14 protein-coding genes are annotated in these 16,236 nt (G+C 63.2%); 8 read left to right on the top strand and 6 right to left on the bottom strand.

Going from position 1 to position 16,236, the window contains the following annotated elements; translation table 11 throughout:
• The 3 genes from HGSM_RS00075 to HGSM_RS00065 form a co-directional block, all read left to right on the top strand.
• Nucleotides 1-568: sensor histidine kinase (locus HGSM_RS00075; protein ID WP_326549994.1), on the top strand; the 568-nt coding region annotated here is incomplete at its 5' end.
• Nucleotides 565-1,221: a response regulator gene (locus HGSM_RS00070; RefSeq protein ID WP_019146699.1), complete on the top strand. Its 657-nt coding sequence runs from the start codon at nt 565-567 to the stop codon at nt 1,219-1,221. The genes HGSM_RS00075 and HGSM_RS00070, both read left to right, overlap by 4 nt.
• Before the next feature lie 187 nt (nt 1,222-1,408).
• On the top strand, nt 1,409-2,212 hold the full coding sequence (locus HGSM_RS00065; protein WP_019146698.1) for a sirohydrochlorin chelatase: 804 nt from the start codon (nt 1,409-1,411) through the stop codon (nt 2,210-2,212).
• Between the two features lie 90 nt (nt 2,213-2,302).
• On the opposite strand, the gene cobA is transcribed toward HGSM_RS00065, so the two are convergent.
• From cobA to HGSM_RS00040, 5 genes are all read right to left on the bottom strand, one after another.
• Nucleotides 2,303-3,619, bottom strand: coding sequence for a uroporphyrinogen-III C-methyltransferase (gene cobA, locus HGSM_RS00060; RefSeq protein ID WP_019146697.1), 1,317 nt, complete (start codon nt 3,617-3,619; stop codon nt 2,303-2,305).
• Nucleotides 3,620-3,645: 26 nt separating this feature from the next.
• Nucleotides 3,646-4,986: a sulfate adenylyltransferase subunit 1 gene (locus HGSM_RS00055; protein WP_019146696.1), complete on the bottom strand. Its 1,341-nt coding sequence runs from the start codon at nt 4,984-4,986 to the stop codon at nt 3,646-3,648.
• The gene (gene cysD / locus HGSM_RS00050; protein WP_230197482.1) at nt 4,986-5,909 is read right to left on the bottom strand and encodes a sulfate adenylyltransferase subunit CysD; all 924 of its coding nucleotides are present in this window, start codon (nt 5,907-5,909) and stop codon (nt 4,986-4,988) included. The genes HGSM_RS00055 and cysD overlap by 1 nt, the downstream gene beginning before the upstream one ends.
• A 107-nt stretch (nt 5,910-6,016) precedes the next feature.
• Nucleotides 6,017-6,712 carry a phosphoadenylyl-sulfate reductase gene (locus tag HGSM_RS00045; protein WP_051009578.1) on the bottom strand — a complete coding sequence of 232 codons (696 nt, stop codon included), beginning with the start codon at nt 6,710-6,712 and terminating at the stop codon, nt 6,017-6,019.
• A gap of 224 nt (nt 6,713-6,936) precedes the next feature.
• Nucleotides 6,937-8,664, bottom strand: a complete 1,728-nt coding sequence (locus tag HGSM_RS00040; RefSeq protein WP_019146693.1) for a nitrite/sulfite reductase — start codon at nt 8,662-8,664, stop codon at nt 6,937-6,939.
• Nucleotides 8,665-8,969: 305 nt separating this feature from the next.
• On the opposite strand from HGSM_RS00040, the gene HGSM_RS00035 reads away from it, so the two are divergent.
• Together HGSM_RS00035 and HGSM_RS00030 are read left to right on the top strand one after the other, a co-directional pair.
• Nucleotides 8,970-9,323 (top strand): hypothetical protein, encoded by a 354-nt coding sequence (locus tag HGSM_RS00035; protein ID WP_019146692.1) that lies wholly within the window; start codon nt 8,970-8,972, stop codon nt 9,321-9,323.
• A 150-nt stretch (nt 9,324-9,473) separates the two neighbouring features.
• Entirely contained in the window at nt 9,474-9,956 is a 483-nt protein-coding gene (locus tag HGSM_RS00030) for a DUF456 domain-containing protein (RefSeq protein ID WP_019146691.1), read from the top strand.
• Nucleotides 9,957-10,083: 127 nt separating this feature from the next.
• On the opposite strand, the gene HGSM_RS00025 is transcribed toward HGSM_RS00030, so the two are convergent.
• The gene (locus tag HGSM_RS00025; RefSeq protein ID WP_019146690.1) at nt 10,084-11,274 is read right to left on the bottom strand and encodes an MFS transporter; all 1,191 of its coding nucleotides are present in this window, start codon (nt 11,272-11,274) and stop codon (nt 10,084-10,086) included.
• A 183-nt stretch (nt 11,275-11,457) separates the two neighbouring features.
• Between HGSM_RS00025 and pcrA the strand changes: the two genes are divergently transcribed.
• The 3 genes from pcrA to sucD all read left to right on the top strand — a co-directional run bounded on the left by pcrA (nt 11,458) and on the right by sucD (nt 16,220).
• Nucleotides 11,458-13,941: a DNA helicase PcrA gene (gene pcrA, locus HGSM_RS00020; RefSeq protein WP_019146688.1), complete on the top strand. Its 2,484-nt coding sequence runs from the start codon at nt 11,458-11,460 to the stop codon at nt 13,939-13,941.
• Nucleotides 13,942-14,139: 198 nt separating this feature from the next.
• Nucleotides 14,140-15,306 carry an ADP-forming succinate--CoA ligase subunit beta gene (gene sucC, locus HGSM_RS00015; RefSeq protein ID WP_019146687.1) on the top strand — a complete coding sequence of 389 codons (1,167 nt, stop codon included), beginning with the start codon at nt 14,140-14,142 and terminating at the stop codon, nt 15,304-15,306.
• Between the two features lie 20 nt (nt 15,307-15,326).
• Entirely contained in the window at nt 15,327-16,220 is an 894-nt protein-coding gene (gene sucD / locus HGSM_RS00010; protein ID WP_019146686.1) for a succinate--CoA ligase subunit alpha, read from the top strand.
• Nucleotides 16,221-16,236: the final 16 nt, after the last annotated feature.

The raw sequence follows: 16,236 nt of genomic DNA, 5'->3' as shown, positions 1-16,236 counted from the left end.
AGAGGTGACGCGGCTCGCCCGCAACCAAGAGCGCGAACTGAGGGCCTGGCTCTATAACGACCGCTCGGCCGCCGGCACCTCGCTGGCAGATGAGGCCCGCAGCGTTGTGGCGAACGTCGAGAATACGATGATTCACGCGCTCGGCACCCAGGAGTCCATCTCGATTGATCTTGTGGTTGTGGGCGACGCCGTTCCAAACGAGGACACGGAGGCGCTCATGGGTGCGATGAACGAGGCACTCAAGAACGCGGTGCGGCACGGCAAGCCGCCGGTCAGCGCGTACCTGGAGGTACGAGACGACCTCATCGAAGTGTTCGTGTCTGACCGTGGCGATGGGTTTGATCTGTCTATGCTCGAAGACGTGGGACCCGACCGCTTCGGTGTGCGGGAATCCATCATCGGACGCATGGAGCGCCGGGGCGGAACTGTAACCTTCCGCAACATGGCAATCGGGGGAACCGAAGTGAAACTCTCCATGCCTCGCAAGGTCGACCAGAACCCACAACGAACGCACGCACCGGACGAGCACTCAGGCAGCACCAAGTCTTCAAGCAGGAAGAAACAATGACGCAAGAACCGATTTCCATCGCCATCATCGATGACCACGACATGTTTCGGGCTGGAGTGAAGGCGAGCCTTGCACCCTGGGTCAACGTGATCGCGGAGGCCGGCGATGTCGACTCTGCTGTTGCGGTACTACACGAGAACCCGCCCTCCGTTGTCCTGCTCGACGTCCACATGCCGGGTGGCGCCGGTGGCGGAGGCGCCGAGGTACTCACCAAATGCCAGGACATCGCGGGCCAAACACGCTTCCTTGCTCTGTCCGTGTCGGATGCTGCCGAGGATGTTGTGGCGGTCATCAGGGCGGGCGCTCGCGGTTATGTCACCAAGAACATTTCAGGAGAGCAGCTCTCCGATGCGATTAAGCGGGTGGACAGCGGTGACGCCGTGTTCTCTCCGCGTCTCGCGGGATTTGTACTTGATGCGTTTGGCGCCCAGAGCGCCCCTGCAACGCATGACGACGAACTTGACCGCCTGAGCGCTCGCGAGCAGGAAGTCATGCGACTCATCGCGAGGGGTTACACGTACCGCGAGGTCGCCTCCGAGCTCTTCATCTCGATCAAGACGGTGGAGACTCACGTGTCCGCAGTTCTCCGCAAACTCCAGCTGTCCTCTCGGCACGAGCTCACCAAATGGGCGGCTGACCGAAGGCTCCTTTGACCCAAGTGGCGGGCCTGCACGGTGGGCCTGCACGCCGGGTCGGTGCCTCCGCCGTAGCCTTCGGTGCGGAGAGCCCACTCGGTTCTCCGGGCGAGCGCTCGCGGCGGGTCGCTTTACCTGACCTAACAGCCGCCCGCATGGCGGCCAGGGCCCTGCGTTCTCAGCGCGCGCAAGGAAGAATTAAGGGATGACCGCTCCCACACTTGTTGCCTGCGCGCATGGAACCGACAACCAGGATGGACGTGCCGTGGTGTCGAGCATCATTGACCAGGCACGAGCCCTGCTCAACAGGGTGAGCGTTGTGGAGACGTACGTAGACGTTCAGTCTCCACAGCTTCCCCAGGTACTTGGTGAACTCGATGGGGAAGAGTCTGCCGTGGTTGTTCCCCTGTTACTGTCCGGGGGCTATCACGTCCACCACGACATCGCTGGCGCGGTGGCGGCGCGGAATCGATCGGGCGCGCCTACAAGGGCAACTAACACTCTTGGTCCACACCAACTCTTGGCTCAGGTCCAGCGGGACCGCATCGCTCAGGCAGCCAGCCGCTTTGCACGGGGTTGCAGTACCGATATCTGCAGTGTCATCCTCGTGGCAGCCGGTTCGAGTGACGGTCGGGCCCAACAAGATGTTGAGCGCCAGGCGCAGCATCTAGCCGACGCCACCGGCGCCGAAGTGTCTGTGGCCTACCTTTCCGCCGCCCAGCCTACGGTCGAGCAGGCGGTTGCGCAGTTGTTGGAAAATCGAGTGGCGAACGTCGCCCTGGATTATCGTGATTCCGCAGATCAGGGCCCCGCTACCCGGCCCATCGTGCTGAGCTCATTCCTCCTTGCGCCGGGCTTCTTTCACACCAAGTTGCAGGGGATTGCGGCGGATCTGACCACACCGGAGCACCCAATCATCGTGACCGAGCCACTTGGCTCGGACCCGCGCATTTCCCAGATCGTTGCCGAGCGATATCGCGGCGCCACGCTCTCCCTCGCCGAACTTTAGCCGGGCGACTGCCGTACACGGCGTCTTGCGCGTGCACCGCACTTTCGCACTCCCGCACGCTCGAATCCGCCGAGCTCCCCATTCCACAGTTCACGCACCGACCCCGAGTCGAACCTCCCTGTGCAGGTCCGCGTGCACGTCCGCGCGGAGCGTCACCTCGCCCACCACTGTTATGGCGGGAGGGCGCACTCCTGCGGCTCGGGCTGTTTCTGCGAGCGTGCCAAGGGTTGCGGGAGTGGTGCGCTGGCGGGGGCCAAACCCGTCTTCTATGAGTGCGCACGGGGTCTCAGGGCTGTTGCCTTGAGCGATGAGTTCATGTGAGATCGAGTCAAGCTGAGCCGTCCCCATGAGTAGAACGAGCGTGTGGTCCACGGCGAGTGGCAGCCGCCCAAGGGAGCTATGGGCGGTCAGTACCGTGAATCCGCGGGACACTCCGCGATGTGTCACGGGGATTCCCGCCGCGGCTGGAACCGACACGGCTGACGTGACGCCGGGTATGACGAAGACCTCGACACCGGCGGCGCGGCAGGCATCGAGTTCCTCGCCGCCGCGACCAAACACGTACGGGTCTCCGCCCTTGAGTCGCACCACGTTTTTCCCGGTACGCGCCCTGTCCACAAGGATCGCGTTGATCTCGCTCTGGGAGACGGGGTGGTCGCCGCCGCTCTTTCCTACGTCCACAACCTCTACCTCCGGACCGACCCAGCCCAACACCGCGCGCGGCGCGAGCCTATCGATCACAAGGACCTGTGCGCTGCGGATTGCGTCACGAGCGTCCAGGGTGAGGAGCCCTGTCTTTCCGGGGCCACCACCAACCAGGGTGACTCTGCCTTGCGTGGCGGGAGTCAGTGGGCCTGCGGGCAGCTCGCCAGGAAGTGCATCGGGCACGGCCCCTGCATCCACCAGGTTGCTATCCCGAGCGCGTAAGAAACCCGCGATAGCGTCTCGGAGCCGTGCCGTGCGCGTTGGTCGCGGCCCAGATTCCCCAGATGAGACCACAGCAATCGTGGTGTCGCCGTGGGACAACAGCGCGGGTGCCCACGCACTTGCGCCCGCTGCATCCCCTCCCTTGAAGCAGAACACTCGCAGGCTGTGCGCTAGTTCGGATACCTCGCGATCAACTTCGCTGTTTCCAGTCGCGGCGGCAACCATCCACACGCCATCCAAGTCGGTCGGCGTGAAACCGCGGGCCCGCCACAGCGGCGCTTCCCCACCAGCTGTGCGGTGCGCAAACTCCAGCGAGCGAAGCAGCTCGGCCATGTCCTCACATACCTCGGGCGCTATCACGGTGATCTGGGCGCCAGCGCGCGCCAGAAGCCGTGCGCGGCGCGCGGCCACGGGACCGCCGCCGATGACGGCGACGGGGAGGGAACCGAGTCGCAGTCCGATGGGCGTGATTGCAGGCATCGCGGGAACCTAACGTTGTGGGTGGTTTAGATCGCGTAGTTGAGGGGCCGGGTCTCGGGATGCACGGCGCCGGTCAGAGCGTTGCCCACCATGCCCGCGGCGAGAGTGGCGCCCGACGCCTGGTCGATGAGCAGGAACGACCCGGTGGAGCGGTTGCGTGCGTACTCGTCGGCCGCAATGGGGGAGGCAAGTCTGAGCGTGACTGAGCCGATGTCGTTGAGTGCAAGGTGTTCCGCAGGTTCCAGCCGGGCCGAGCCAAGGTTCAGAATTCCCCCGATGTTTCGGACAATCGCGGTGGTCGTCCTGGTTGTGTGCTTGAGGAGCAGGCGCGTGCCCGGTCGCAGCGGTTGTTCGGCGAGCCACGCCACGGTTCCTTGGACGTCCTGCGTGAGAACGGGCAACTCGCCCGATACGATCGAGTCGCCCCGTGTCACGTCTAGTTCGTCCGTGAGGCGCAAGGTCGCGGACTGGCCTGCGAAGATCTGGGAGACACTCGCCCCCAGCAGGTCAATCCCGGAAACGGTGGTTGTGGTGCCCGAGGGCAGAACCGTCACGGGGTCGCCGATCCGCACGGTGCCGGACGCGACCCGGCCGGCATATCCGCGGTAGTCGCGGTACTCGGCGCCGCCAGCGAGCTGCGGGCGGATGACACTTTGGACCGGGAAACGGAAGGGCTGTTCACTCGTGGGCAGGGCCGTACCGCCCGCCGCCGACCCGCTCGTGGCCGACCCATCTGCCGGAACGCTCTCCAGGTACGACAGCAGAGTTGGGCCCTCCCACCACGGAGTGTGCGCGGAGCGTTCGACCACGTTGGCGCCTTCGAGGGCGGAAACCGGAATCGAGGTGACCGATTCGATGCCGAGCGCGCGAGCGGCAGCTGCAATATCGTCGTGAAGTTCTTCATAACGAGCGTGGGAGTAACCCACTAAGTCAATCTTGTTGATGGCCACAACCACGTTGGGGACACGCAGTAGGGACGCCACCGCGAGGTGGCGGCGGGTCTGCTCGAGCAGACCCTTGCGGGCGTCGATGAGTAGGACCACCACATCGGCGGTGGACGCGCCCGTCACGGTGTTGCGCGTGTACTGCACGTGGCCAGGGCAGTCCGCCAGGATGAAGGTGCGTTTTGCGGTAGCGAAGTAGCGGTAGGCCACGTCGATCGTGATGCCCTGCTCGCGTTCCGCGCGCAGGCCGTCGGTCAGCAAGGCGAGGTCCGCGCCGCTCAGGCCGCGATCGCGGGAGACCCGCTCAACAGACTCGAGCTGGTCGGCCAAAACGGACTTGGAGTCGAACAGGAGGCGACCCACGAGCGTGGACTTGCCGTCGTCCACGGACCCGGCGGTGGCAAGGCGTAGCAGCGTGCTCATTAGAAGTAGCCCTCCTTCTTGCGGTCTTCCATGGCGGCCTCGGAGAGGCGGTCGTCGGCGCGGGTCGCGCCGCGCTCAGTGATGCGGGTTGCGGCGACCTCGGCAATGACTGCCGCCACGTCCTTGGCCTCCGACTCCACCGCGCCCGTGCAGGACATGTCGCCCACGGTGCGATACCGCACGAGTCGGTTGGTGATGGTCTCGCTCTCGCGCGGCGCGATGAACGGCCCCACCGCGAGAAGCATGCCGTCCCGCTCGACCACGTCGCGGTAGTGCGCGTAGTACAGCTCCGGGAGTTCAATGGCTTCGCGTTCGATGTACCGCCACACGTCCAGTTCGGTCCAGTTGGATAGCGGGAATGCGCGCACGTGCTCGCCGGGCCTGTGCCGCCCGTTATACAGGTCCCACAGTTCGGGCCGCTGATTGCGCGGGTCCCACTGGCCGAACTCGTCGCGCAGGGACAGGACGCGCTCTTTGGCGCGTGCCTTCTCCTCGTCTCTGCGTCCGCCGCCGAACAGCGCGTCAAACCTGTGCTCCGCGATGGCGTCGAGAAGTGGCTGGGTTTGCAGCGGGTTGCGGGTGCCGTCCGCTCGCTCCGCGAGCCGGCCGTCGTCGATGTAGTCCTGGACACGCGCGACCTCGAGCCGCACGCCGAGCCTCTCCACGGCGGTGTCCCGGTAGTCGAGCACCTCGGGGAAGTTGTGCCCCGTGTCCACGTGCAGCAGCGGAAACGGGATGGGTGCGGGCCAAAACGCCTTGGCCGCCAAGTGCGCCATAACCACGGAGTCCTTGCCGCCCGAGAACAGCATCGCGGGCCGCTCAAACTCGGCCACAACCTCTCGGATGATGTGGACGGCCTCTGCTTCCAGCGCGTCAAGTAAGGGGAGCTGGCGCTCCCGATTTTCGACGATTGTGCCCGGCAGATCCGCCGGCTGCGGTGGCGATGAGGCTGAGTGTGTCACGGCTGCGTGGTCCTTGGCATGTGGGTCGGGTGGGGAGTGCGGCGCATGTGGCACCGGTGGTGGCGTGCTCATGTGTGGAGCCCGCATTCGGTCTTGTCGAGACCGGCCCAGCGGCCGGCTCGCGGGTCCTCGCCGGGTGCCACCTTGCGGGTGCACGGCGCGCATCCAATCGAGGGATAACCCTGGTTCAGCAGGGGGTTGATGGGCACAGCATGGCGGGTGGCGTAGGCCAAGAGGTCGTCGAACGACCAGGCCGCAAGCGGGTTGACCTTCACCAGCCCGTTCTTCTCGTCGAAAGTGACGAGCGGGGTGCCCGCACGGGTCGGGGCCTCGTCTCGGCGGACGCCGGTGAACCACACCTCGTATGGTTCCAGCGCCTCGGTCAGGGGTTCGACCTTGCGCAGTTGGCAGCACAGGGAAGGATTTCGAACGAACAGGTCTTTGCCGTGAAGGGCGTCTTGCTCTGCCACCGAATGGCGTGAGGCGACGTCCTTGATGGTGACTTCAATGGCAGTTGCCACAGCGTCCCGGGTACCTATGGTCTCGGGGAAGTGGTATCCGGTCTCGAGGAACAGCACGTCTACCCAGGGGAGGTGCGCGGCCACGGCGTGGGGGAGGACGGCATCGGCCATCGAGCAGGCAACTGCCGCGCGATACCCGAACGTTGTGGCAACCCAAGCGATGACCTGATCGAATGTGGCTTCGGTGGAAGTCTCATGCGGGGTGGCTGGTGTGCGCGGTGCGTCACCTGCTCCGGAGACCAATGGAGTGCCCGGGGTTCGTGGCACGTCAAGCGGGTCCTCCGCCGACGCAGTCTGGCCTCCGCAGCCAAGCAGCCGCTGCCCTTCCTTGGCAAGCGCACGTAACTCATCGACGGAGCGTTTGGGCCGTTCCCAGTCGAGTTCCCGGAGGGTGAGGTGTGCGCGGTGGGAGGCATCGCGCTGGGCTTGGCGGGCCAGTGCGCGCTCGCGGGCTTCGGCGAGTGAAGTCATGAGAGGTGATCCTCGTCTGCTCGGTGCGCCCACTTCGCAAAGGTCTCGCCCGGGGTGCGCTGCTGTTCGTACCTGCGCACGATGCGGTCCACATAGTCGGAGACCTCGTGTGCGGGGACCTTGAGTCCACGCACAGTGCGCCCGAGCCCGGCCTCGTCCCTACCCTCGCGCACGAGTCCGCCACCAAGGTGGACTTGGAACCCCGGCATTTGCTCGCCGTCAACGGTGATGATCTGGCCTTTGAGCCCGATGTCGGCAGTCTGGATGCGGGCGCACGAGTTGGGGCAGCCGTTCACGTTGAGCTCGATGGGGCGCTCGATCTTGGCGGACACGTCCGCGAGCTTTTCCTCGAGCTCGGTGATGACGCGGGCCGTCGTGTCCTTGGTGTCCACGATTGCGAGCTTGCAGAACTCAATCCCGGTGCAGGCGATGGTGGACCTGCGGAACAGACTTGGCCTCGCGGTCAGCCCGAGCGGCTCAAGTCCCGCCAGGAGCACGTCCAGGTTCTGCGGTGGCACGCCGAGGACGACCACCTTCTGGTGGGCGGTGAGTCGGGCGGACTCTGCCCCCACCTTCTCGATCAGGTCTGCGAGTCCGCTCAACGTGTTGCCTCCCACGCGTCCGACCACGGGTGCGGCACCTACGTACAGGTTTCCGTCCTTCTGCTCGTGGACGCCAACGTGATCACCCGGCCTCGTCGGTGCTTGAGGGGCGGGTCCGTCCGCAAGCGCGTACCCGAGGTACTCGGTTTCTAGAACCGCGCGCAGTTTTTCGGTTCCCCAGTCAGCAAGCAGGAACTTGAGCCGGGCCTTGTTACGCAGCCGGCGGTAGCCATAGTCACGGAAGATCCGGATGATCCCGTGCCAGACGTCCGCTGCTTGCTCTTCCGTGACGAATGCCCCGAGGCGCTCGCCGAGCCGAGGCACGGTGGAGAGCGCGCCACCCACCCACAGGTCGTAGCCAGGGCCGAGCTCGGGATGCACAACGCCCACGAGCGAGATGTCGTTGATCTCGTGGACCACATCGAGCGAGGGGTGGCCTGTGATCGCGGTCTTGAACTTCCGGGGCAGGTTGGCTAGGTCAGGGTCGCCGATGTAGCGCTTCTTGATCTCGAGGATGACCGGGGTCGGATCGATGATCTCGTCTGCGGCGATCCCCGCCACGGGGCTGCCCAAGAATCCGCGGGGAGAGTCACCACACGCGGTCGTGGTCTCGAGCCCCACCGACTCGAGCCGCCGCCAGATTTCCGGTATGTTCTCAATTTCGATCCAGTGGTACTGGATGTTCTGACGATCGGTGATGTCGGCGCTGCCGCGGCCAAAGTCCGTGGAGATATCGCCGAGAACGCGAAGTGCAGCAGGGGGCAGCGCCTGTCCGTCCGTGCGCACGCGCAGCATGAAGTAGCTGTCCTCAAGCTCGTGCGGCTCAAGTTGTGCGGTGCGACCGCCGTCGATTCCGGGCTTGCGCTGCGTGTACAGACCCCACCAGCGGAATCTTCCGTGCAGGTCGGTGTCCTCGATCGAGCCAAAACCCTGCTTGGAGTAGATGTTCTCGATGCGCTCGCGGACGTTCAGAGCATTGTCTACGGCCTTGAACTCCTCATTCGCGTTGAGCGGTGTTGTGCCGTCTACCTTCCACTGCCCATGTGGGCGGGCTGGTCGCGCAGCTCGAGGCGCCCCGAGCGCGGGTGCGGGGCCTTTGGTGGGTGCCGGTGTCCGAGTCATGCGAACACGCTACGGTCGTCCACAACATAAGTCGATTAGGTCCGAATCATGGTATTAACGCATGTTAATCAGGTTGACCATCCGGTAATGCGACGCAACAGGCCGTAACATTGCCGAGTCCCGCGAGCCCTCCGACCAGCGATGACGCTCCCAGGCGGCGGGCCCCAACGTAAATCGCTGATCTCGGTGTGTGAACGGCCCATTCGTATGCGCGAACGCAGGGGATCTGACACTGTGACAGAACTTACCGGCCAGAAAGGTCTCCTCCCTAGCGTATTCGCAGGGTAAGTCCATAGGATGAGCGCATGGACTTCCTATATGTAGCTCTCCTCTTCATCCACCTCGTGGCCTGGGCAATCGTTCTCGGTGGCTGGATCGCCACCATGAACAAGCCAGGCCTCTACGCAGGCATCCCGCACGCAGCGCTCACCGCTCTGATCACCGGTATCCTCATGGTCGGTGTCGCTGAGATGGGTGACGCGCAGCTCAACCACATGAAGATTGGCGTCAAGCTCCTGGTCAACCTCGTGGTTGTCGTGCTTGCGTTCCGCGCCAAGAAGCTCGGCGATGATGCTCCTAAGGGCCTCATCACCTCGGTTGGCGCTCTCACCGTTCTGAACATCGCTATCGCGCTGTTCTGGTCCGGACGCCACTTCTGAGGAATAGCCTGACGGCCTAACGGCCCAGCACATTCGTACGAGAGGCCACCTACGCATCAGCGTAGGTGGCCTCTCGTACGTCAGCGGCTCTTCCTCTAAGAGTCAGTGGCTATACCTGTGAGCGTCAGTGGCTCCACTTAAGATGGGCGCATGGTATTTCCGCAGGACCTCATCATCGCGCTCGTTCTGATCATCGGCCTCGTTGGCACGGTCGTTCAGGTCATGCCCGGCACGCTCATTGTGGCGGGAGCGATCCTCGCATGGGCGATCCTAACTGGCGGCACAGCCGCCTGGGTCATCTTCGCCCTCGCAGTCCTGGTGCTCCTGACGGGAACTGTCCTGAAGTTCGTGGTGGCCGGGTCCAAACTCAAGCGCGCCGAGGTTCGCAACCACTCGGTCGTGATCGGCCTCGTCGCGGGCGCCGTGCTGTTCTTTGTGATTCCCGTGCTGGGCCTGTTCGTGGGGTTCATCGGCGGGGTGTACCTTAGCGAGCTTGCCCGCACCGGAACCCACGCCCGTGCCTGGCCGGCAACCGTCGTTGCCATCAAGGCCACCGCACTTACCATCATCGTCGAGTTCGGGTCTGCCCTCGTGGCAACTGGCCTGTGGATCGTAGGCCTCATCATCACCTGACCACAGCGGAACTTACGTGCCGCTGGAACGTGCTCTATCGTCGATAATCTGTCTTGATTTCCGACGATTCTGCGCCCGTTTACCCGGCCCGTCACCCTAAGTGCGGGCTCGGGAAGGGTGCGCAGACCTAGGCGGTCCGCGCAAAGCGGCCGTGAACGGCCGCGTACAGCGCAGCCGCAACGACGATGATGCCGGCCAGCAGGAAGTACATGCCCTGGTAGCCCAGGTGGGGGATGGCCAAGCCGAGGACGATAGGGCCGATGCCGGTGCCGATGTCCAGCATGAGGAAGAACGTGGCGGTTGCGAGTCCAACCCGTGGCAGTGGCGACTTGGCGGTGATGACCGACTGCAGGGCTGGCATTAGGGCGCCAAAACCGAAGCCCATAAACACAGCGGCGAGCAGAATGTGCCACGCCTGCGAGGACACCCCGAGCATCACAAACCCTGCCACGAACGAGGCGAAGATCGGGTAGATGACAATGTTGTCGCCACGCCGGTCTTGGATTCGTCCGATGAACAGTCGTGAGATGAACACGGCGATTGCGTAGACAAGGAAAAACAGGGACGCCGACGAGACGAGGTCGGCCTGCTGTGCGTAGTTCGCTAGGAAGGACAACACGCCCGAGTAAGCGAAGCCCGCCAGGAGCATGATGCTGGCAATGGGCACGGTGTGCGCGTCCACGAGAGTGCCAAGGCTGAGCGACCACTTGGACTCGCGTTCAGCCTGTGAGACCTCTCGTTCGGGGAAGGTGATGGTTAGAGCCACGAGTAACGCGAGGAGCGCAACCACGGATGCGGTGATGAACAGGGCGTCGTAGCTGAACCTGTCCGCGATGGTCAGAGCGAGCAGAGGGCCGATCGCCGTGGCAATTGTGCCCGAGATACCGAAGTATCCGGTGCCCTCCGCCCTGCGTGCGGGAGGAATCATGGACATGACGGAGGCCGCGATCACCGTGGCGCTCGTGCCAAAGCCAAATCCGTGCACGGTGCGAAGCGCTACAAAGAGGGGGAGGCCATCGGCGAGAACGTAGGCGAGGCCCAGCGCCACGTAGATGCCAAGAGAGATGATGACGAGCCTGCGGCGGCCCACAAAGTCCAGGTACTTGCCCGTGAAAATCCTGCCCACAACAGCGCCGATCACAAAGGAGCTCGATGCGAGTCCCGCGGCTGTGTCCGAGGCACCGAACGCGTTTACGGCGTACAAGGCCATGGTCGGAATTAGTAGGTAGAAGACGAATGAAACAAAGAAGTTCGCGATCGTGGCGAGCGTGAAGTCCTTGGTCCACAGGGCGGGGGAGGGTTGAGAGTTTGCGGGCACGGTCTATTCTAGGCTCGAAGAATTGGGCGGGGTCTGTGGCGTTGGCCATGGTTGTGGGAGTGTTCTTGGATGCGGTTGCGGTCAGAGGAGCGGTTGCGGTCATGGATGTGGCTGTGGCGTTGGCCATGACGCGGGTGGTGGGCTGCACCGAATGTCAGGTGGTCCGGATAGGCTAGAGCCGCTATGGATTCTTTGTTTGGTAACTTGCCCACGTTCGGAACCTCCTCGGAAGCAGAGGTGCCGGACCTCGACGTCGCACCCTCCGCGCAAATGACTGAGAACCCCGACGTCTCATCGCTGCTCGCAGGCCTCAACCCACAGCAGCACGCCGCCGTTCAGCACTCCGGGACGCCCCTGCTAATCGTCGCGGGTGCAGGCTCTGGAAAGACGCGAGTGCTCACGCACCGCATCGCGTACCTGCTTGCCACCGGCAGGGCATGGCCAAGCCAGATTCTTGCGATCACGTTTACGAACAAGGCCGCCGCCGAGATGCGCGAGCGGGTGCGCCAGCTCGTGGGGCCTGAGGCAGAGCGCATGTGGGTCTCCACCTTCCACTCCACGTGCGTGCGCATCTTGCGTAAGGAAGCCGAAGCGATCGGGATGAAGAAGTCCTTTTCGATCTACGATTCGGCTGATTCTCAGCGCCTCATCACGCTCATCCTGCGTGAACTGGACATCGACCCCAAGAAGTTCTCCGCCAAGACAATGGCCAACCGAATCTCCGGGCTTAAGGACGAGCTCATCACGCCGGATGAGTTTTCGGCGCGCGGCGGTAAGGGCGAGATGGACACACTCCTCGCAGACGTGTACTCGCGCTACCAGCGCAGGCTCACTGCCGCGAATGCGATGGACTTCGACGACCTCATTGTGCGCACTGTCGAGCTCCTGCAGAAGGCACCGGCCGTTGCCGAGCACTATCGCCGCAAGTTCCGCCACATCCTTGTGGACGAGTACCAGGACACCAACCACGCCCAGTACACGCTGGTTAAGGAACTGGTGGGCCCTGCGAATGGGGCCATTCCGCCCGGTGAACTGACCGTTGTGGGCGACTCGGACCAGTCGATCTACGCCTTCCGTGGCGCGACCATCCGAAACATCCTTGAGTTCGAAAAGGACTACCCGAACGCTACGTCGATCCTGCTGGAGCAGAACTATCGCTCCACTCAGAACATTCTGACCGCAGCAAACGCCGTGATCTCCAAGAACTCGGACCGCAGGCCCAAGAACCTGTGGACCGCCTCAGGCGAGGGACCCAAGCTCGTGGGATATGTGGGGGACAACGAGCACGAGGAAGCCCGGTACATCGCCAAGCAAATCGACACGCTGGCGGACGAGCACGGCGTGCGCCCGGGAGACATCGCGATCTTCTACCGCACCAACAACCAGTCCCGCGCGCTCGAGGAAGTTCTTATCCGCGTGGGATTGCCCTACAAGGTCGTGGGCGGTACCCGATTCTACGAGCGCAAGGAAATCAAGGACGCGATCGCGTACCTGCACGCGATCAATAACCCCGCCGATGACATTAACCTACGGCGAATCTTCAACGTCCCCAAACGCGGTCTCGGCGACCGCGCCGAGGCGCTCGTGGCCTCCGCCGCCGCGCACTCGGGGGTCTCATTCGACGAGGCGCTCAGCCACGCGGAGACGATCCCGGGTATGACCGCCCGCACGCTCAACCCCCTTCGGGGTTTCCGCGACCTACTCGCCGAGCTCCGCGCACCTGCTACGGCGGGTGCGGGGCCAGCCGACATCCTCGGCGATGTGCTGGACAAGACCGGGTATCTCGAGCAACTGCGTTCGAGCGATGATCCGCAGGACCTTTCACGCGTGGACAACCTTGCGGAACTGCACGCGGTGGCTAGCGAGTTCGAAAAGGAAAACCCGGAGGGCACCCTCTCCGACTTCCTAGAGCGGGTCTCGCTCGTGGCGGATGCCGACCAGATCCCGTCCTCTGACGACTCCGAAAACGAAAACGCGCCCAAGGTTGACCCCGGCGTCATCACGCTCATGACCCTGCACACGGCAAAGGGTCTGGAGTTCCCGGTCGTGTTCCTGACCGGCATGGAAGACGGGACGTTCCCGCACATGCGCGCTTTGCACGACGAGGGAGAACTGTCGGAAGAGCGGCGCCTCGCGTACGTGGGAATTACTCGCGCACGGGAACGCCTCTTCATTACGCGCGCCTCGACCCGCGCGTCGTGGGGTACCCCGAACGACTTCCCGCCAAGCCGGTTCTTGGACGAAATTCCAGAGGAACTGTGGCAGTGGGACCGCAAGCAGTCCTCCATGGAATCCGCACGCTCGAGGTACGGTTCCCCGTCCAGCTACGGAAGTTCCTATGGCGGAGGAAACCGCGGCAACTCCTACGATGACGACTTTGGCGCGCCTATTGGCGGCGGACGGTCAAGTGGCGGGACGCCGGCTTGGAAGAAGTCGAGCGCGCAGCAGAACGAGGAGAAAATCCCGATGTTCAACAACCCCAAGGCCAAGAAGGACTCGGACATCCCGGCACTTGCGCCCGGTGACAAAGTGACGCACGATCAATTTGGGCTCGGAACCGTTCTCCAGGTTGAAGGGCAGGGCCCCAAGGCCGTTGCCAAGGTGGACTTTGGAGGGGACTCTCCCAAGCGTCTCCTGCTGCGTTTTGCGCCGCTGACCAAGCTCTAGATTCTGCCCACTGTTCCTTTGCCTGACGGTATCGGTTGAGTAAACGGATTGGCACGCAAGTGTTGCCCAAACAAACACGCTGCAAAGTGTGTCTCAGCCAACAGGGCCCGGTGTGACTTAAGGCCCATTTAGCGGTTAGTCTTTTAGAAAATGTCTCGATGTCGAGATATTTCCCGGTCGATGGAAGGACTCAGCAGGGTGGACCTGTTCGAATACCAAGCTCGCGACATCTTCGAGAAGCACGGCGTTCCTGTTCTAGGCGGCGTTGTTGCTACCACTCCACAAGAGGCGCGCGAGGGTGCAGAAAAACTAGGCGGCGGAACAGTCGTAGTCAAGGCTCAGGTGAAGACCGGAGGCCGCGGCAAGGCAGGCGGCGTTAAGCTCGCTCACTCCCCGGAGGAAACTGAGGAGAAGGCAGCCGAGATCCTCGGCATGGACATCAAGGGTCACACGGTTCACCGCGTGATGATTGCTGCCGGTGCCAAGATCGCACAGGAGTTCTACTTCTCGGTCCTGCTCGACCGCGCCAACCGCTCGTACCTTGCCATGGCAAGCGTTGAGGGTGGCATGGAGATTGAGCAGCTCGCAGTGGAGCGCCCAGAGGCTCTCGCCAAGATCGAGGTCAACCCAACGGTTGGAATCGACGAGGCAAAGGCACGCGAGATCGCTGACGCTGCAGGCTTCGCAGACGACATCAAGGACCAGATCGTTGACGTCTTCCAGAAGCTCTGGGGTGTGTACAAGGCAGAGGACGCAACCCTCGTCGAGGTGAACCCACTCGTCCTGACCGAAGATGGCAACATCGTTGCACTCGACGGCAAGGTATCGCTCGATGAGAACGCTTCGTTCCGTCACGCTGACCACGAGGCACTTGAGGACAAGGAGGCTGCGGACCCGCTCGAGGCCAAGGCCAAGGAAAACGACCTCAACTACGTCAAGCTTGATGGCCAGGTCGGAATCATCGGTAACGGCGCAGGCCTCGTCATGAGCACGCTCGACGTGGTCGCCTACGCAGGCGAGAACCACGGCGGCGTGAAGCCAGCCAACTTCCTTGACATCGGTGGTGGAGCATCCGCCTCGGTCATGGCCGCTGGTCTCGACGTCATCCTGAACGACCCTCAGGTCAAGTCGGTGTTTGTGAACGTCTTCGGCGGAATCACCGCGTGCGATGAGGTAGCAAACGGAATCGTCAAGGCTCTCGAGATCCTCGGTGACGCAGCTACCAAGCCACTCGTAGTTCGCCTTGACGGCAACAACGTGGAAGAGGGCCGCGCTATCCTGAACGCAGCCAACCACCCACTCGTGACCCTTGCCGAGACGATGGACGGTGGAGCCGATAAGGCCGCCGAACTCGCAAACGTCTGAGACCCCAGGAGACTATTCACATGGCAATCTTCATTAACGAAGACTCTAAGGTCATCGTTCAGGGCATGACCGGTTCCGAGGGACAGAAGCACACCACCCGTATGCTCGCCTCGGGCACCAACATCGTCGGTGGCGTGAACCCACGCAAGGCCGGCACCTCTGTCGCGTTCCCCAAGGGCGAAGGAACCGTTGACGTTCCTGTCTTCGGAACCGTCGCCGAGGCAATGGAAGCAACCGGAGCAGACGTTTCGGTCATCTTCGTGCCACCAGCATTCACCAAGTCCGCGGTGGTTGAGGCGATCGAGGCAAACATGCCGCTGACCGTCATCATCACCGAGGGCATCCCTGTTGCAGACTCCGCGGAGTTCTACACCATGGCAGCCGAGAAGGGCGTTCGCCTCATCGGTCCAAACTGCCCTGGCATCATCTCTCCCGGTAAGTCGAACGTGGGCATCATTCCTGCCGACATCACCGGCCCAGGCAAGATCGGTCTCGTCTCCAAGTCGGGAACGCTCACCTACCAGATGATGTACGAACTCCGTGACTTCGGCTTCTCCACCGCAATCGGAATCGGTGGTGACCCGGTCATCGGCACCACCCACATCGACGCTCTCGCAGCGTTCGAGGCGGACCCAGAAACCGAAGCGATCGTCATGATCGGCGAGATCGGTGGTGACGCCGAGGAGCGCGCAGCAGCCTTCATCAAGGACAACGTGACCAAGCCCGTTGTAGGCTACGTCGCGGGCTTTACCGCTCCTGAGGGCAAGACCATGGGCCACGCCGGCGCCATCGTCTCCGGTTCCTCCGGAACCGCAGCCGCCAAGAAGGAGGCTCTCGAGGCCGCAGGCGTCAAGGTGGGCAAGACCCCATCCGAGACCGCCGACCTCATGCGCGAGATCCTTTCGGCCAAGTAACACCGGCTCCAGCAAG

Origin of the sequence: Timonella senegalensis JC301 (genome assembly GCF_000312125.1) — a bacterium.
GTDB lineage: Bacteria > Actinomycetota > Actinomycetes > Actinomycetales > Cellulomonadaceae > Timonella > Timonella senegalensis.
The sequence above is the reverse complement of the archived record's forward strand: the minus strand, read 5'-3'. Positions and strand labels throughout refer to the sequence as shown.

What these genes read in the sequence shown, in the direction of transcription:
- HGSM_RS00040 (WP_019146693.1), bottom strand. Translation starts at nt 8,664, where the DNA reads ATGACTCGGACACCGGCACCCACCAAAGGCCCCGCACCCGCGCTCGGG.
- cobA (WP_019146697.1), bottom strand. Translation starts at nt 3,619, where the DNA reads ATGCCTGCAATCACGCCCATCGGACTGCGACTCGGTTCCCTCCCCGTC.
- HGSM_RS00055 (WP_019146696.1), bottom strand. Translation starts at nt 4,986, where the DNA reads ATGAGCACGCTGCTACGCCTTGCCACCGCCGGGTCCGTGGACGACGGC.
- HGSM_RS00030 (WP_019146691.1), top strand. Translation starts at nt 9,474, where the DNA reads ATGGTATTTCCGCAGGACCTCATCATCGCGCTCGTTCTGATCATCGGC.
- sucD (WP_019146686.1), top strand. Translation starts at nt 15,327, where the DNA reads ATGGCAATCTTCATTAACGAAGACTCTAAGGTCATCGTTCAGGGCATG.
- pcrA (WP_019146688.1), top strand. Translation starts at nt 11,458, where the DNA reads ATGGATTCTTTGTTTGGTAACTTGCCCACGTTCGGAACCTCCTCGGAA.
- HGSM_RS00035 (WP_019146692.1), top strand. Translation starts at nt 8,970, where the DNA reads ATGGACTTCCTATATGTAGCTCTCCTCTTCATCCACCTCGTGGCCTGG.
- HGSM_RS00065 (WP_019146698.1), top strand. Translation starts at nt 1,409, where the DNA reads ATGACCGCTCCCACACTTGTTGCCTGCGCGCATGGAACCGACAACCAG.
- HGSM_RS00070 (WP_019146699.1), top strand. Translation starts at nt 565, where the DNA reads ATGACGCAAGAACCGATTTCCATCGCCATCATCGATGACCACGACATG.